General features: G+C 50.6%; 17 protein-coding genes. 13 read left to right on the top strand and 4 right to left on the bottom strand.

Annotation, left to right across the window (positions count from 1 at the left end; translation table 11 throughout):
* Window positions 1-190 precede the first annotated feature (190 nt).
* The 8 genes from QUB25_RS08075 to sufU all read left to right on the top strand — a co-directional run bounded on the left by QUB25_RS08075 (window position 191) and on the right by sufU (window position 6,725).
* Window positions 191-661 (top strand): MarR family transcriptional regulator, encoded by a 471-nt coding sequence (locus QUB25_RS08075; protein WP_333182666.1) that lies wholly within the window; start codon window positions 191-193, stop codon window positions 659-661.
* A complete protein-coding gene (locus tag QUB25_RS08070; protein WP_333182665.1) occupies window positions 658-1,410 on the top strand; it encodes a nitroreductase in 753 nt (250 codons plus the stop codon). The genes QUB25_RS08075 and QUB25_RS08070 overlap by 4 nt, the downstream gene beginning before the upstream one ends.
* A 59-nt stretch (window positions 1,411-1,469) precedes the next feature.
* Window positions 1,470-2,234, top strand: a complete 765-nt coding sequence (locus QUB25_RS08065) for an NAD(P)-binding domain-containing protein (RefSeq protein ID WP_333182664.1) — start codon at window positions 1,470-1,472, stop codon at window positions 2,232-2,234.
* 99 nt (window positions 2,235-2,333) lie between these two features.
* The gene (locus QUB25_RS08060; protein WP_333182663.1) at window positions 2,334-3,326 is read left to right on the top strand and encodes an NADPH:quinone oxidoreductase family protein; all 993 of its coding nucleotides are present in this window, start codon (window positions 2,334-2,336) and stop codon (window positions 3,324-3,326) included.
* A gap of 75 nt (window positions 3,327-3,401) precedes the next feature.
* Window positions 3,402-4,166 (top strand): NAD(P)-binding domain-containing protein, encoded by a 765-nt coding sequence (locus tag QUB25_RS08055; protein WP_333182662.1) that lies wholly within the window; start codon window positions 3,402-3,404, stop codon window positions 4,164-4,166.
* A gap of 203 nt (window positions 4,167-4,369) precedes the next feature.
* Window positions 4,370-5,512 (top strand): XdhC family protein, encoded by a 1,143-nt coding sequence (locus tag QUB25_RS08050; protein ID WP_333182661.1) that lies wholly within the window; start codon window positions 4,370-4,372, stop codon window positions 5,510-5,512.
* Window positions 5,513-5,659: 147 nt separating this feature from the next.
* Window positions 5,660-6,265: a nucleotidyltransferase family protein gene (locus tag QUB25_RS08045; RefSeq protein WP_333182660.1), complete on the top strand. Its 606-nt coding sequence runs from the start codon at window positions 5,660-5,662 to the stop codon at window positions 6,263-6,265.
* Window positions 6,266-6,272: 7 nt separating this feature from the next.
* Window positions 6,273-6,725 (top strand): Fe-S cluster assembly sulfur transfer protein SufU, encoded by a 453-nt coding sequence (gene sufU / locus QUB25_RS08040; RefSeq protein WP_333182659.1) that lies wholly within the window; start codon window positions 6,273-6,275, stop codon window positions 6,723-6,725.
* A gap of 188 nt (window positions 6,726-6,913) precedes the next feature.
* On the opposite strand, the gene QUB25_RS08035 is transcribed toward sufU, so the two are convergent.
* Both QUB25_RS08035 and QUB25_RS08030 read right to left on the bottom strand, forming a co-directional pair.
* Complete coding sequence (locus tag QUB25_RS08035; protein WP_333182658.1) at window positions 6,914-7,369, bottom strand: AraC family transcriptional regulator; 456 nt, start codon at window positions 7,367-7,369, stop codon at window positions 6,914-6,916.
* Between the two features lie 107 nt (window positions 7,370-7,476).
* Window positions 7,477-7,695: a hypothetical protein gene (locus QUB25_RS08030; RefSeq protein WP_333182695.1), complete on the bottom strand. Its 219-nt coding sequence runs from the start codon at window positions 7,693-7,695 to the stop codon at window positions 7,477-7,479.
* On the opposite strand from QUB25_RS08030, the gene QUB25_RS29765 reads away from it, so the two are divergent.
* A complete protein-coding gene (locus QUB25_RS29765) occupies window positions 7,640-8,173 on the top strand; it encodes a (R)-mandelonitrile lyase (RefSeq protein WP_445251937.1) in 534 nt (177 codons plus the stop codon). The genes QUB25_RS08030 and QUB25_RS29765 overlap by 56 nt on opposite strands.
* A complete protein-coding gene (locus QUB25_RS08020; RefSeq protein ID WP_333182657.1) occupies window positions 8,173-8,700 on the top strand; it encodes a cyclophilin-like fold protein in 528 nt (175 codons plus the stop codon). Before QUB25_RS29765 ends, QUB25_RS08020 begins: the two co-directional genes overlap by 1 nt.
* Before the next feature lie 99 nt (window positions 8,701-8,799).
* Here QUB25_RS08020 and QUB25_RS08015 read toward each other — a convergent pair whose 3' ends face one another.
* Complete coding sequence (locus QUB25_RS08015; protein WP_333182656.1) at window positions 8,800-9,063, bottom strand: hypothetical protein; 264 nt, start codon at window positions 9,061-9,063, stop codon at window positions 8,800-8,802.
* Between the two features lie 80 nt (window positions 9,064-9,143).
* Here QUB25_RS08015 and QUB25_RS08010 point away from each other — a divergent pair, with 80 nt between their 5' ends.
* From QUB25_RS08010 to QUB25_RS08000, 3 genes are all read left to right on the top strand, one after another.
* Entirely contained in the window at window positions 9,144-9,872 is a 729-nt protein-coding gene (locus QUB25_RS08010) for an alpha/beta hydrolase (protein ID WP_333182655.1), read from the top strand.
* Between the two features lie 33 nt (window positions 9,873-9,905).
* Window positions 9,906-10,682 (top strand): SDR family oxidoreductase, encoded by a 777-nt coding sequence (locus tag QUB25_RS08005; protein WP_333040493.1) that lies wholly within the window; start codon window positions 9,906-9,908, stop codon window positions 10,680-10,682.
* A 161-nt stretch (window positions 10,683-10,843) separates the two neighbouring features.
* Window positions 10,844-11,905, top strand: a complete 1,062-nt coding sequence (locus QUB25_RS08000; RefSeq protein ID WP_333182654.1) for an NAD(P)-dependent alcohol dehydrogenase — start codon at window positions 10,844-10,846, stop codon at window positions 11,903-11,905.
* A 449-nt stretch (window positions 11,906-12,354) separates the two neighbouring features.
* Here the strand turns inward: QUB25_RS08000 and QUB25_RS07995 are convergent, their stop codons facing one another.
* Window positions 12,355-13,653 (bottom strand): ribonuclease D, encoded by a 1,299-nt coding sequence (locus QUB25_RS07995; protein WP_333182653.1) that lies wholly within the window; start codon window positions 13,651-13,653, stop codon window positions 12,355-12,357.
* Window positions 13,654-13,875 lie beyond the last annotated feature (222 nt).

Raw genomic sequence — 13,875 nt, 5'->3', positions numbered from 1 at the left:
GCGATCGCCTCCGCGAACCTCAGGGGGCACGGTGCGCGCTGGCAACGGTGGGGTGTGTGGAAGAATCTTCGTACCGTCGCCTTGGTGCAACGCATGGGAATGGGTACAAGACTGGTCCAGAAAAAAGTGAATTATAGGTATTGAACTATTATGTAGTGTGCTATATAATAGTAGTTGACTGGATTTAAAAATGGATAACAACTCGAACATCAACCAACGGCGACAGGTGGGGAGGCAGCTTTCGTTTGCCCTTTATAGTGCGTCGAACCGCGTCATTCGGCTTCATCGGCCCTTTCTTGAGCCTTTGGGCCTGACCTATCCTCAGTTTCTGGTCATGCTCGCTCTCTACGAGGGCACCCCGCGCACTGTTGGGGAAGTAGGGCAAGAACTCGGTATGGATAACGGAACCTTGACGCCCCTCTTAAAGCGCCTTGAGAGCGCGGGGTTGGTGACGCGCAACCGTGACCTGCAGGACGAACGTCGCGTTCTTATCGATCTGACAGAAGCGGGCGAGGCACTCCGCGAGGCAGCGTGCTCGATCCCTGAAAAGATCGAGACGGCCTGCCGTCTCTCCGATGAAGACCTTGCCGAGCTTCGCGACACCTTGAACGGGCTAGGTCATCCCCGTTCGGCCAAGGCCCCCGACTCGATTACCGAATGACCACCTTTTTCGGATTCACCATGTCAAATACAACACCTGTACCAACCAGCCCGATCGAATTAGCAAACGGGCCGTCGCAAACATTGTCTTTTAAGGAGACTGTGCGTGAGCGCCATTCTGTCCGGAGTTTCCTGCCAACCCCTGTCCCCGACGCTGTGCTCCGCTCGGTTCTGGAAGACGCGCAGCGTGCACCCTCGAACTGCAACACCCAGCCCTGGCAGGTTCACATCGTCTCCGGCGCGACACGCGACGCGCTCAGCAAGGCTCTCCTTGCGGACGACGAGGCAGGGCGACTGACACCGGATTTTAGCTTCTCCACAGCCGATTTTTGGGGCGTCTACAGCGAGCGCTCAAAGGCGCAAGGCGCGGCCTACTATCAGGCGATTGGCGTCCCGCGCGAGGCAACCGAAGATCGCCGCACCGCCTCGCGATACAATCTGGAATTTTTTGGTGCGCCGCACGCCGCGTTGCTCTTCATGCCTTCCTTTGGCGACGATGTGCGAGTGGCTGGCGACATTGGAATGTACGCTCAGACGTTGTTGCTGTCGCTGACGGCGCACGGGCTTGGCGGCATACCGCAGACGATGCTCGGCTTTTACGCCGACACGATTCGCGAGCTGTTGGGCATCGATCCGTCCCTGAAGATGCTGTTCGGTATCTCATTCGGCTATCCCGACAAGACGGCCACCGCCAATCGCTACCGGATCGACAAAGCCCCTATCGAGGAGAGCGTGACCTTCCACAACTAACAGACATTCACTAACAGACATTCACATTCAAAACGGAAGATTTACACGCAGGATTTACCATGAATAACACAAAGAACTTGAAGATCGGCATTTTGGGCGCCGGTAACATTGGAAAGACCTTGGCCCGCAAACTGGCTCAGGCCGGACATGACGTAAAGGTCGCTAACTCGCGTGGCCCAGAGACCATCCCCGCCGATACGCTGGAGTCCGGTGCGCGCGCCGTTACATCAGCCGAAGCCGTGCAGGACGTTGAAGTGGTCATTCTCTCCATCAATCCCACCAGCTACTCCAAGGTTGCGCCCTTGTTCGCGGGCTTGCCAGAGGACACCGTTGTCATGGACACTTCGAACTACCACCCCGTGCGCGACAACAGGATTGAGGCCATCGACGCGGGGCAGGTCGAGAGCTTGTGGGTCGTCGAGCAGTTAGGCCGTCCTATCGTCAAAGCGTGGAACACCATCGTTTCGGACTCATTTGCGAACAAGGGGAAGCCTGTAGGAAGCCCCGACCGTATTGCTTTGCCTGTGGCGGCAGACCGGGACCGAGATCGTGAAGTGGGATTAGCGCTGGTGGAAGATACGGGTTTTGATGCCTTCGATGCAGGCACACTCGAAGACTCATGGCGGATGCAGCCGGGATCGCCTGTGTATTGCACTGACCTCACCTTGGCAGAGTTACCCGATGCGCTGGCCTGGGCCGAAAGAGAGCGCTTATCCAAGCGGCGTGATCTGACGTGGGCGATATTGCTGGAGCGCTCTGAAGGCACCACCCTTAATCCCGACCCGGAATACTTTCTTCGTCTCAGCCGGATATTGCAAATGTAAAGGCATCATTTGCTGTGGAGCGACTTCGCTCTGGAGAGGATGAGCGAGCAACGCCATCCATGATTGAAACATCCATGATTGAAATATTGGAGTTTGATAATGAAAGCCTGGCGCGCAGAGACCTTCGGCAAACCCAGTGATGTTTTGAAGCTGGTCGATATCGACATTCCTATTCCAGGACCAGGAGAGGCGCTGCTCAGGGTATTGGCGACCAATATCGGTCTGCCTGACCGCATGATGCTGGAAGGCCGCTACTTCCTCACGCCTACGCCGCCAGTGACTCCGGGCCAGGAGGTCGTCGGCATCGTGGAAACGGCAGGACGCGACTATCCTTTTCCCATTGGCACGCGGGTGATCGGCGGCACCAATTTCACCCGCGGCTCAGGTGGCTTGGCGCAGTATTGCCTCTCCCCAGGCGTTGGCGCGGTGCTAGCACCCGACGACATGCCCGACGAGCAGGCGGCAGCGTTCCTGGGAACATTCCATGTCGCTTATGTCGGGCTGGTCAACCGCGCCCGTGCGAAGCCGGGCGAGACGCTGCTCGTACTTGGCGGATCGGGCGGCACCGGTTCCACCGCGACCCAGCTCGCTAAGGCTTTGGGCCTTAACGTGATCGCCACCGTGCGCGACGGGAACAAGGCCGCGTTCTGCCGGGAGCAAGGCGCCGACCACGTCATCAATCTTAAGGCCGGTTCGTTCATCGAGCAGGTTCGCGCGCTGACCGGAGGCAAAGGCGCCGATATCATCTATGACACGGTCGGGTCGCCATTAGCCGAGCAAGCGCTCGACGCGATTGCCATCGGCGGACGTTATATCCTGATCGGCTTTGCCGGTGGTTCGACTTTCCCCACAATAGAGCCCTTCAATATCCTAACGCATGGCATTTCCGTCACCGGCGCTTTGCACAGCGTCCGCACCGCTGAAGAGCGCGACGACGCGATCGCGACACTAGGTCGTTTGTTCTCCGAAGGGAAGATCTCCATGCCAATCGACAAGATCATATCGTTCGCTGAAGTCCCCGAGGCTCTCGAACGTCTGGGAGGTGCGGTCAACGGCAAGTTGATCGCCCGTATCGGCGGCCAATGCTCCTGACTGGCCAAACTGCGTGACACCTTGAACAGGTTGGCACGACCCTATCAAGCAACGGAATAAGAAGGAACATTTTTCATGAGTAACACAAAGAATTTAAAAATCGGCATTTTAGGTGCTGGTAACATTGGAAAGACCTTGGGCCGCAAACTGGCTCAGGCCGGACATGACGTAAAGGTCGCCAACTCGCGCGGCCCCGAAACCATTGCGGCCGATGCGCTGGAGTTTGGTGCACGCGCGGTCTCGACGGCCCAAGCGGTGGAGGACGTTGACGTGGTGATCCTCTCGATCCCTCTCAACCGCATTCCCACAATCGCGCCACTTATAGCCAACCTACCAGCCGAGACAGTCGTCATCGACACGTCTAATTACTATCCCCACCGCGACGACAAGATCGATGCCATCGAGGCCGGGCAGGTTGAGAGCCTTTGGGTAGCCGAACAGCTAGGCAGGCCGATCGCCAAAGCGTGGAACGCGATCGGGTCTGGCTCCTTCGCCACCTTGGGCAAGCCTGCTGGAAGCCCTGACCGTATAGCCCTCCCTGTGGCTGCTGACCGCGAGAAGGATCGTGAAGTGGCGATGGCGCTGGTCGAAGACACCGGGCTTGAGGCTTTCGACGCGGGCACGATCGCCGATTCGTGGCGTCAGCAACCCGGCACGCCCTGCTATTGCACCGATCTCACGCGCGAACAGATGGCGGCAGCGCTGGCATCTGCCGACGCATCACGATCGCCAAAGCGCCGGGACTTAGCAGTTGCAGTGATTCAAGAGCGGCTGGGTGACGCCACGACAAATCCGGATGCCGATTTCGGGGTTCGTCTGAGCCGTGCGATTTTTATGTAACGTGAGTTCGGGATAAGAAAGGGACAAGCAAGTAAGCTAAAAGTCATCACACCAAAGCTTTACAGGCTTGTCCCATGATTAGTTTAGAAGAAGAATTTTGCAGGATTGTACAATAACTTGCAAGTATCGTTATATCGTGCCCTATGCTGAAGTCCTTATAATCAAACTTAAACAGTGAGATACAAAAATTTTTAGGCCGAGCAATGAAAGAAATACACGATATTATGGCTGCTTTAGAGCAAGTAAAAGACACGACAAAAAAGCTAGCCTTGGCAACTTTAGTTAAAGTGGAAGGTTCAACTTATCGCCGTCCTGGTGCGCGAATGTTGATGGGTGCAGATGGCTTGATAGTAGGTGCAATTAGCGGTGGCTGTTTGGAAAGTGATGTATTTGAGAAAGCACAGCAGGTAATGAACACTGGTAGTCCTTGTGTGGTTAAGTATGACTCCACCTCCGAGGAAGATTTAATTTGGGGGTTGGGGCTTGGCTGTCAAGGCATTGCTTATGTTTTAATTGAATCGTTGCCAGTAAACGAGCCGAACCAAATTAGTTTTGTCCACAAATGCCTTGATGCTCGGTTTGAGAGCGCTATTGCAACTGTATTTAATATAGAGGGTGAAAGCAAATCTCAAATAGGCGATCGCTTGCTACTAAATTCAGATATCATCAACCACATCAGCGATGAGGAATTAGCAGCAGCGGTTTTAAGGGATACACAAGCAGCACTTCAACAGAAAACCTCGGTAGGGAAACAATATCAGTTAATAGGCGGGAAAGTTGAAGTTTTTATTCAAGTCATTCAGCCGCCGCTGTCGCTGGTAATTTTGGGTGCTGGGTATGACGTTCTTCCCGTTGTTCGCTTTGGCAAACAGTTAGGATGGCATATTACTGTAGTCGATCACCGCCAACGGGAAGCAAGCCGAAAGCGTTTTCAAGAAGCCGATCGAGTTGAATTTTGTTCTCCTCATGATGTATTAAAAAAAATCGATATAGATGAGCGTGCTGTTGCTGTAGTTATGACTCATAATTATTTAGACGACCTGGAATTGCTGAGAGTGTTATTGCCTTCTGGCTTAAAATACTTAGGTGTACTCGGCCCTAAGAAAAGAACAGCCCGATTATTACAAGAACTACAACAAGAAGGAGTTATCCCCACTCCACAACAGCAACAAAATTTATATAGTCCGGTGGGACTCGACATTGGGGCAGATAATTCGGAAGAAATTGCTCTGGCGATTATCGCCGAAATTCAAGCAGTAACAGCAAAGCATCAAGGTGGTTTTTTAAGAAATCGCACTCTACCTATTCATGATTCTATCAATATAGCAATTCTAAATGAGCCGTAAATTTTTTACCCCACCCCAACCCTCCCCGATGCCTTGGGGACGGAGTAAAAGATTCACAAATGATGCGAGGGTTGCTATAGTCAACAATCAAAAAGTTAATGGCTAATACGAGTATGTTCTTAATAATCAAAAATTCAAAACTTGGGTATGGTATTTAAAATTGGTCTAATTATTCTCGCTGCTGGATCTGCAACCCGCATGGGAAGACCAAAACAATTACTTTCTTATCAAGGACGCAGCCTGATACTCCATGCGGTTGAAGTTGCCTTAGCTTCTCTTTGTCAACCTATCATAGTAGTCCTGGGAGCTTATGCAGAACAAATTAAACCGGAACTAATGCCAAAGGCTGTGCAAGTTGTAGAGAACTCCCAATGGCAAGAGGGAATGTCTTCTTCTATTCGCGCTGGTATTAGTATGCTACTGAAAACTAACTCTAAACTTGATGCAGTTATCATCTCACTTGCAGACCAGCCGCTAGTTTCTCCCCAGATTTTCAATCAATTGATTCAGTATTATCACGAAACGCAAAAAGTAATTGTTGCCTCAAAGTATAACGAAACTACAGGCGTACCAGCCCTGTTTAGCAATGCCTTATTTCCCGAACTGATGCAGCTTGAAGGAGATAAAGGTGCAAAACCGTTAATACAAAAATATATAGATAGAGGATTGATTCTGCTAATACCAGAAGCTGCGATTGATATTGATACCCCGGACGATTACAAGCAGTTGCTATTAAAAAATTTTAAAGAGTGAATAGATTATGAAAACTAACGATCGCCAAATTTACCAACAAGTAATTTTGACACACGCCACAAAACCGCAAAATAAAGGAAAAACTAACCCAGTACACCGTCAACACCGAGGAGAAAATCCCTATTGCGGTGATGTGGTTGATTTAACGCTGGTACTAGATGAAGCAGAAAGTAAAATTGCAGATATTAAATTTGAAGGTGCAGGTTGTGCTTTGTGCCTTGCTTCTGCTGACTTAATGGCGATCGCTATCAAAGGTAAAACTATTTCACAGGTGCTTTTAATGGTAGAAGAGTTCCGCGAGATGGTAGCGGGGAATACTCTGTTTGAGCCTCCGTTGGAGAAACTCAATATCATGCAAGGTGTTTCCCGATATCCGATGCGGGTTAAGTGTGCAACTTTGGCTTGGCATACCCTCAAAGCGGCGCTGAGTTCGGTTGAAACTAGGAACGAAGAGGTATAGCCACATCCAGCAGAGGCACATCCAATTGACTCACATCAATTCCGGTTGCATCGGAATTATTGTTGACTGTTGACTGTTGACTGTTGACTGTTGGCTGTTGACTGTTGACTGTTGACTAATGACTAATGACTGTTAACGGGCGGGTCGAAAAACTGAATGATAGTTGAGTATTGACTGTTGATTCGATTTTACAATTCCGATTCTAGCGGAGTTGATATCACGTCAATCGCTTTTACATTGGCACCCCTTTGTGGTGAGAAATCGCCCGCCTCAACCATGACTGAACTGACAAGTGTGGGGTCGATATCGAGGCGAAGGCTAAGGTACGGTTGCGCTTTGGACCCTTCAAGTATTTGGCTGACAATCGGCAGTTCGATCGTAGCAAGCAGATAATGCATCGGGTCGTACTGAAGCGCGATCGCGCTGCCCAGAAGCACTTCTTTGCTGCCCTCAGCAATGACACAAAAGGCAGGAATAGAGACACTATGAATGGATTCTGACGGTGAGGAGGAGCGATTGAAGTGCAATCCCTTCAGCGGCTCAATCGTCCCATCATGACGAATCGCCTGTGCAATCCGCTGAGTCAGTTCGTCTCTGTGGGCTTGCGCTCTATCTGCCTCGCGAAGAGCCTGCTGGTCGTTCATTAACGACCTAGCGGACTTTTCAGTCGTTTTGGCAGCGTTAATTTCTAAGTTTGCAGGATTGTACAACAATCTTAGACGATCGTTCTATTGCTTGCCCTTGAGGATTCTTAGAATGAGGCTAAAGCAATGAAAAACGATTCCGGCGAATTGTAAGCGTCTGGATTTCTCTTCAAGAGAAAACTCAAATTTGTTTGGTCAAGCTTTCTCACGATCGCACCAGAAGCATCCTCCAATACACGGCAGGCATCGGTCGCTGTGGTCAAGCTTTGCATGACTAAGTACAAACATGGAGGAACAGAAATGAAACGGCTCACGATACCTGTCATGACATTTTCCTTATTGGCTTTGGGGTTTGCACAGGCAGGTCATACACAAGTCTCATCTGGCGATCGCCCACAGACCGTAGAAATCACGCGGAACGGTTCGCAGCTTTCCACTAAAGGATCTGCCGAATATTTCACGGGTTCTGTACGCATCAATCCTCTTTTTCCGGTGCACGATCCATCACGCGCATCTGGCGCAAGTGTCACCTTCGAGCCAGGTGCCCGAACCGCATGGCACACCCATCCCTTGGGGCAGACCCTGATTGTGACGGCTGGAGTTGGCTGGGTTCAGCACTGGGGTGGTCAAATTCAGGAGATTAGACCTGGCGATGTCGTCTGGATTCCACCAGGTGTGAAACACTGGCACGGAGCTACAGCCACTACAGCCATGACTCATACTGCCATTCACGAGGCGCTCAACGGTAGCCCTGTGGACTGGATGGAACAGGTCAGCGACGAGCAGTATGAAGGGAGATCCTGATGCTTTTGAGAGGGTTTCCCACTAAAGGAAAAAACGGTCAGAAGCGAATGCTGATTTTGGTTCTCGCTTTAGCAATGTCCCTGAGTTCCTCAGCCTGCCGTGCCGATAACAGGATGCCTAGCAGCGCCCCGTCAGAAATGCCAACTGAACTATCAACCGAGCAGCCAAACAGGATGAAGATAAACATCAAGGTCGGAAACAAAGTCATTACAGCCACGTTGATTGACAGCAAAACCACTCAGGATTTTATTTCCCTGCTGCCATTGACACTGACGCTGGAAGACCACGCGAACACCGAAAAAGTTAGTGATTTGCCAAGACGATTATCGACAGAAGATGCCCCTCCGGGCAGTGATCCTGCGGTTGGAGATATTGCCTATTACGCTCCCTGGGGGAATTTGGCCATGTATTACAACGATTTTGGATACTCAAACGGACTGGTTATTCTCGGAAAAATTGACGGTGACATCGAGACATTGAATGTGCCTGGTTCTGTAGAAGTGACGATCGAGCTGCGATCGCAATAAAGAGGGTACGGAAATGAAACGGCTGGCGATGGCGATCGAACCGAAGCGAACCTGCCATATAAACCCACACTTATCGAGAACTGAATGAAATACCGCATTTTAATACCAACCCTCTTGATGAGTGCAATCTGCACAGCGGCGGCATTTGCACTCGACAAAACACACGTCTCGCGTAATAGCCCCCAAGCACTCGCGCAGCAGTCCGCTGTAGTCGAGGGGGCGGACAACTTCTATCAAAGTGACAAAGTGACCGTGCAAAGAGTTACGTTCAAAAACCAATACAATATGCAAGTTGTCGGGAATCTCTTCATTCCCAAAGACTTGGATCGGAACGCCAAGAATCCCGCAATCATAGTCGGGCACCCAATGGGCGCAGTCAAAGAACAAAGCGCGAGTCTATATGCCCAAAAACTGGCAGACCAGGGATTCGTCACCTTGTCCCTTTGTCCTTTTGGGGTGAAAGTGAGGGGCAGCCCCGCAACGTTGTTTCGCCGGATATTTATGCCGAAGATTTCAGTGCTGCGGTCGATTTTTTGGGCACCCAGTCATTCGTTGATAGGAACTGGATTGGCGTTCTTGGGATTTGTGGCAGCGGAAGCTTCGCCATCAGCGCCGCCAAGATTGACCCGCGCCTGAATGCCATTGCGACGGTCAGTATGTATGACATGGGTGCGGCTATCCGTAACGGGCTGAGGCATTCTGCGACCCTCGAACAGAGGAAGCAAGCCATCGCAGAGGCGGCTGAGCAACGCTATATGGAGTTCACGGGCGGCGAGACCAAATACACAAGCGGAACTGTGCATGAACTGAATGAGAACTCCACTGCCATTGAGCGTGAGTTCTATGACTTCTACCGCACTCCCAGGGGCGAATACACCCCCGAAGGTTCGTCCCCGAAACTTACAACCCATCCGACACTGACCAGTAACGTCAAATTCCTGAACTTCTACCCGTTCAATGACATTGAGACGATTTCGCCTCGTCCCATGCTGTTCATCACGGGCGTAGATGCACACTCTAGGGAGTTCAGTGAAGATGCTTACAAACGCGCAGCCGAACCAAAGGAACTCTACATAGTTGCCAACGCTGGCCATGTCGATTTATACGATCGGGTGAACCTTATCCCGTGGGACAAGCTTGCGTCCTTTTTCCATCAGCACCTCAGTCGGTAAGCGAAAAACTGTCGTTTTAATACAGGAGAAAATATGGTATCCAATTTGAATGGAAACTTCACAGATAAGGTGGCTTTTGTCACCGGAGCAGCAAGCGGCATTGGTCGCGAGGCGGCACTGGCGTTTGCCCGTGAAGGCGCTAAGGTCGTAGCTGCTGACATTTCAGAACAGGGCAATCAAGAAACGGTACGCCTGATCGAAGACCAGGGCGGACAGGCGATCGCAGTTAAGTGCGACGTGACGCAAGCCGAGGACGTGAAAGCGGCTCTGGACAAGACCGTTGAGGCTTTCGGGCGGCTGGACTTCGCCTTCAACAACGCGGGCATCGAGCCGAGGAATCCAGCTCCGACCGCAGAGTACGAGGAAGAAGAGTGGAACCGGATCATCGACATCAACCTGCGCGGCGTTTTCCTGTGTATGAAGCACGAGATCCCGCTGATCCTTAAACAGGGTGGTGGCGCGATCGTCAATACCTCATCGGGGGCAGGAATCATCGGCATCAAGGGCAGCCCCGCATACACTGCCGCGAAACATGGCGTAATTGGTCTCACCAAGGCGGCAGCCCTCGACTACGCCGCCCAGAATATCCGCGTCAATGCCGTCTGTCCCGGCTACATCGACACCCCGATGATGGGTCGCTTCACTGGCGGCACGGACGAAGGGCGAGCGCAGGTAATTGCGGAGGAGCCGATCGGACGGATGGGCAAGCCTGAGGAGATCGCTGCGGCAGTTGTTTGGCTGTGTTCGGACGCGGCTGCCTTCATGGTTGGACACGCTATGGTCATCGACGGTGGACAAACGGTGCAGTAATCGTCGCCAACCTAATCAAACCTTAACCGCACGACAAAAAAGCACGATCGCCATCGCCACTGCCGTTAACGGCGATGACTCATATCGCCCCGCAGGCGGTAGGCGACATTAGCGACGAACAGTACCATATACCAAACGTAAACAGCTAGGAGCATTGATTCATGTACAACACGAAAGCTTATTCCGCAGCCAGTGCAACATCACCGCTAGCCTCCGACACGATCGCACGGCGCAATCCAACCGAACACGATGTGCAGATCGAGATCCTCTTCTGCGGCATCTGTCACTCTGACGTGCATTCAGTGCGGGACGAGTGGAGCGATTTCATGTCCACGACCTACCCGATCGTTCCTGGTCATGAGATTGTCGGACGTGTCACTCAGGTTGGCTCGGCAGTTACCAAGTACAAGCCCGGCGACCTCGCTGGGGTCGGCTGCATGGTTGACTCGGACGGCACTTGTCCCCATTGCAAAACAGGCCTTGAGCAGTTCTGCCAAAATGTGACCTTAACCTACAACTCCCCAGACAAGCACAAGACTGCTCCAGTCACCTATGGGGGCTACTCCGATAGCGTCGTTGTCGATGAACGCTTCGTTCTCCGCGTTCCAGATAACCTCGATCTCGCCGGGGTTGCGCCACTCCTGTGTGCAGGCATTACCACGTATTCGCCACTCCGTCATTGGGGAGTCACAGAGGGTAAGAAAGTAGGTGTGGTCGGTCTGGGCGGATTGGGACACATGGGCGTGAAGCTTGCTCATGCAATGGGAGCACACGTCGTTGTCTTTACCACGTCCCCCGACAAGAAAGAAGACGCACTCAGCCTGGGTGCCGATGAAGTTGTTGTTTCCCGTAATGCTGACGAGATGCAAAAGCACGCTGGTAGCTTCGATTTTATCCTCGATACCGTCGCCGCCAAGCACGACATTAACGCTTATCTCAACCTGCTCCGCCTCGACGGTAACATCACCCTGGTTGGTGCGCCTGAAAAGCCTCTAGATGTCGCGGCATTTAGTCTGATTATGGGTCGCCGCAGTCTTTCTGGCTCTATGATCGGCGGCATCGCCGAAACCCAAGAGATGCTCGACTTTTGCGGTGAACATAACATCACCGCCGATGTCGAAGTTATCCCTATCCAGAAAGTCAACGAAGCCTACGAAAGACTGCTCAAGTCCGATGTGAAATATCGCTTTGTAATTGATATGGCTTCTCTTAAATCTGAATAACTGAGGCCGCCCCTAGAAGGCAGGGCTGTTTCATTACTCTTGTAGGGGCAAACCCTCGTGAAGAGCCGCGATCGCTGAAATGCCCAATTTATCGTGTCTGGGCCTGGGCGGGCACTCTTAGCATTGCCCCTACAAAATCCTGGTTTTTCTGAGAATGAAACAGCCGTGCCCCAAAGCGGGGAAGTTCCGCCTAAAGAACAAAGCAAAAAATACCGCAGACGGAGTACCTTTGGCGTTGGCGCAAGATGGAGAGCATTGGGTCAATTATTTGGATAAATATTGTGAATCTGTACAATTGTTAATGAATTTAACTTGTAATAAACATCGCTTTTATCAACAGGGTATACAGGCGGCAACCCCCTTATTCGGCATTGTTTCTAGACCTCTTTCTCTCGCTCCCAGACCCCTAAAAACACAGAAAAATGAGAGAAAACTTGATATTTTAGTAGTTAAAAAGGGATTTCATCATCATCATCTTCCTCTTCCACCGTCTTAGCCGTCATCCGCCAACTCGTAATATACTCAATTTGCACATCAATTTTGTTAATCGCTTCCCCTAACCGCTTTTGGATGTATTGAGTCAGCGTCACCATAAAATCTAACTCAACTCCCATAGATAACGCAATTTTTGCTAATTTAGCAAAATCCACCTTCAAAATCGAGGAACTGGATAACTTAAAATGGGGAGTATTTTCCTGATTTTGCACCAACATTGCTTTTTTAATGCGCTCTTTCAGATGCTCAACTTCTGAATCCAACAACTTCCATTCAGGCAAAATTTCTTTGTACCTTTCCCCCAATGCAGTTAAATCCTCACTATCCGGTTCTGGCGCAACTTTCTTAGTAGATTTTCGCCGCTGCTGTACATTATAATTCAAGCGCCAACTAGCAATATCCTCCACTTCCAAAGATGGATCGGCGATGAGTTCGCCTAACTGTTTTTGAATTTCTTTCGTCAGTGTCACCGGAAAATTTAACTCAATTCCCTCAGTTTGCGTCAGTCTTGCCAGGGTGAGAAAGTCTACTTTCATAGCTATCGAACTGGAAAGCTCAAAATAAGAACTGTCTTTGAGCTTTTGGGCCAGCATCCCCGCTTTAAATCGTTCTTTCACTTCAGCGATTTCTGAGTCTAGTGGCTTCCACCGAGATTCTATTTCCTGATATTTTTCGCCCAATGCTGTCAAGTTTTCCGTTGCGGGTTCGGGGTAACATTGGGCAAGGATTTCTACCAGGCGGCGATGCACTCCAGCTAAATAAACCGCGTCCATGTTGGCATATTCTAGCTGCTTCTCGGTCAGGGGACGCTTGCCCCAATCCCCGCTTTGTTCGGTTTTATCTACATAAGCAATGCCACAAAGTGTTTCTATTAAAATTTTGAGTTGTCGATTAGGTAATGGCAGAATGTAAGTGGGAATCTTTCTCGCCATTTTTAATGTGCAAGTGACATTTTGAGCGTCGTCGTTGCCCAGAAATCTGATGTCATAGCTGGCGTTGTGCAAAACTTTTTCAATATCTGGATTGACCATGATTTGGTTGATGAAATCTTTTGCCAATTCTGGTTGATCCAAGACATCTAGTAGAAAAGTGGCATCTCCCGTCGCATCTGTGGAGTCAGCTAACACCTGAATCAGAGATAATCTGGGGTTTGATTTATAGTCTGCTATTTCTGTATCCACCCACAGGATTTTAGCTTGGGCAAATTTAGCGATGAGTGCTTTGATGTCGTTTTCTGCTGTTAAATAAGGCATTTTTACAGACTTTTGCTATTAACTTTAGGATTCTATTATGCTATAGCAATTATGGGATCGATTGTCAACGATCGCATTAAGGACACGGCAATGCGGTGTCCCTAGAGGTATTTTTTCATAATTAGTATTAAATGTTGACCAGTCTTGGAGGCAGAAACCGGGAATAGACGATCGCATTTTTACCCTTCAGCAGTAAGGTACGCAGCGCGTACCTTACAAACT

Origin of the sequence: Microcoleus sp. B3-D7 (assembly GCF_036705305.1) — a bacterium.
Classification (GTDB): Bacteria; Cyanobacteriota; Cyanobacteriia; order Cyanobacteriales; family Microcoleaceae; genus Microcoleus.
This window is presented reverse-complemented; position numbering and strand designations above follow the sequence as displayed.

Excerpts from the sequence above, each read along its gene's own strand:
- QUB25_RS08075 (WP_333182666.1), top strand. The coding sequence starts at position 191 with ATGGATAACAACTCGAACATCAACCAACGGCGACAGGTGGGGAGGCAG.
- QUB25_RS08070 (WP_333182665.1), top strand. The coding sequence starts at position 658 with ATGACCACCTTTTTCGGATTCACCATGTCAAATACAACACCTGTACCA.
- QUB25_RS08065 (WP_333182664.1), top strand. The coding sequence starts at position 1,470 with ATGAATAACACAAAGAACTTGAAGATCGGCATTTTGGGCGCCGGTAAC.
- QUB25_RS08060 (WP_333182663.1), top strand. The coding sequence starts at position 2,334 with ATGAAAGCCTGGCGCGCAGAGACCTTCGGCAAACCCAGTGATGTTTTG.
- QUB25_RS08055 (WP_333182662.1), top strand. The coding sequence starts at position 3,402 with ATGAGTAACACAAAGAATTTAAAAATCGGCATTTTAGGTGCTGGTAAC.
- QUB25_RS08050 (WP_333182661.1), top strand. The coding sequence starts at position 4,370 with ATGAAAGAAATACACGATATTATGGCTGCTTTAGAGCAAGTAAAAGAC.
- QUB25_RS08045 (WP_333182660.1), top strand. The coding sequence starts at position 5,660 with ATGGTATTTAAAATTGGTCTAATTATTCTCGCTGCTGGATCTGCAACC.
- sufU (WP_333182659.1), top strand. The coding sequence starts at position 6,273 with ATGAAAACTAACGATCGCCAAATTTACCAACAAGTAATTTTGACACAC.
- QUB25_RS08035 (WP_333182658.1), bottom strand. The coding sequence starts at position 7,369 with ATGAACGACCAGCAGGCTCTTCGCGAGGCAGATAGAGCGCAAGCCCAC.
- QUB25_RS29765 (WP_445251937.1), top strand. The coding sequence starts at position 7,640 with ATGACTAAGTACAAACATGGAGGAACAGAAATGAAACGGCTCACGATA.
- QUB25_RS08030 (WP_333182695.1), bottom strand. The coding sequence starts at position 7,695 with ATGACAGGTATCGTGAGCCGTTTCATTTCTGTTCCTCCATGTTTGTAC.
- QUB25_RS08020 (WP_333182657.1), top strand. The coding sequence starts at position 8,173 with ATGCTTTTGAGAGGGTTTCCCACTAAAGGAAAAAACGGTCAGAAGCGA.
- QUB25_RS08005 (WP_333040493.1), top strand. The coding sequence starts at position 9,906 with ATGGTATCCAATTTGAATGGAAACTTCACAGATAAGGTGGCTTTTGTC.
- QUB25_RS08000 (WP_333182654.1), top strand. The coding sequence starts at position 10,844 with ATGTACAACACGAAAGCTTATTCCGCAGCCAGTGCAACATCACCGCTA.
- QUB25_RS07995 (WP_333182653.1), bottom strand. The coding sequence starts at position 13,653 with ATGCCTTATTTAACAGCAGAAAACGACATCAAAGCACTCATCGCTAAA.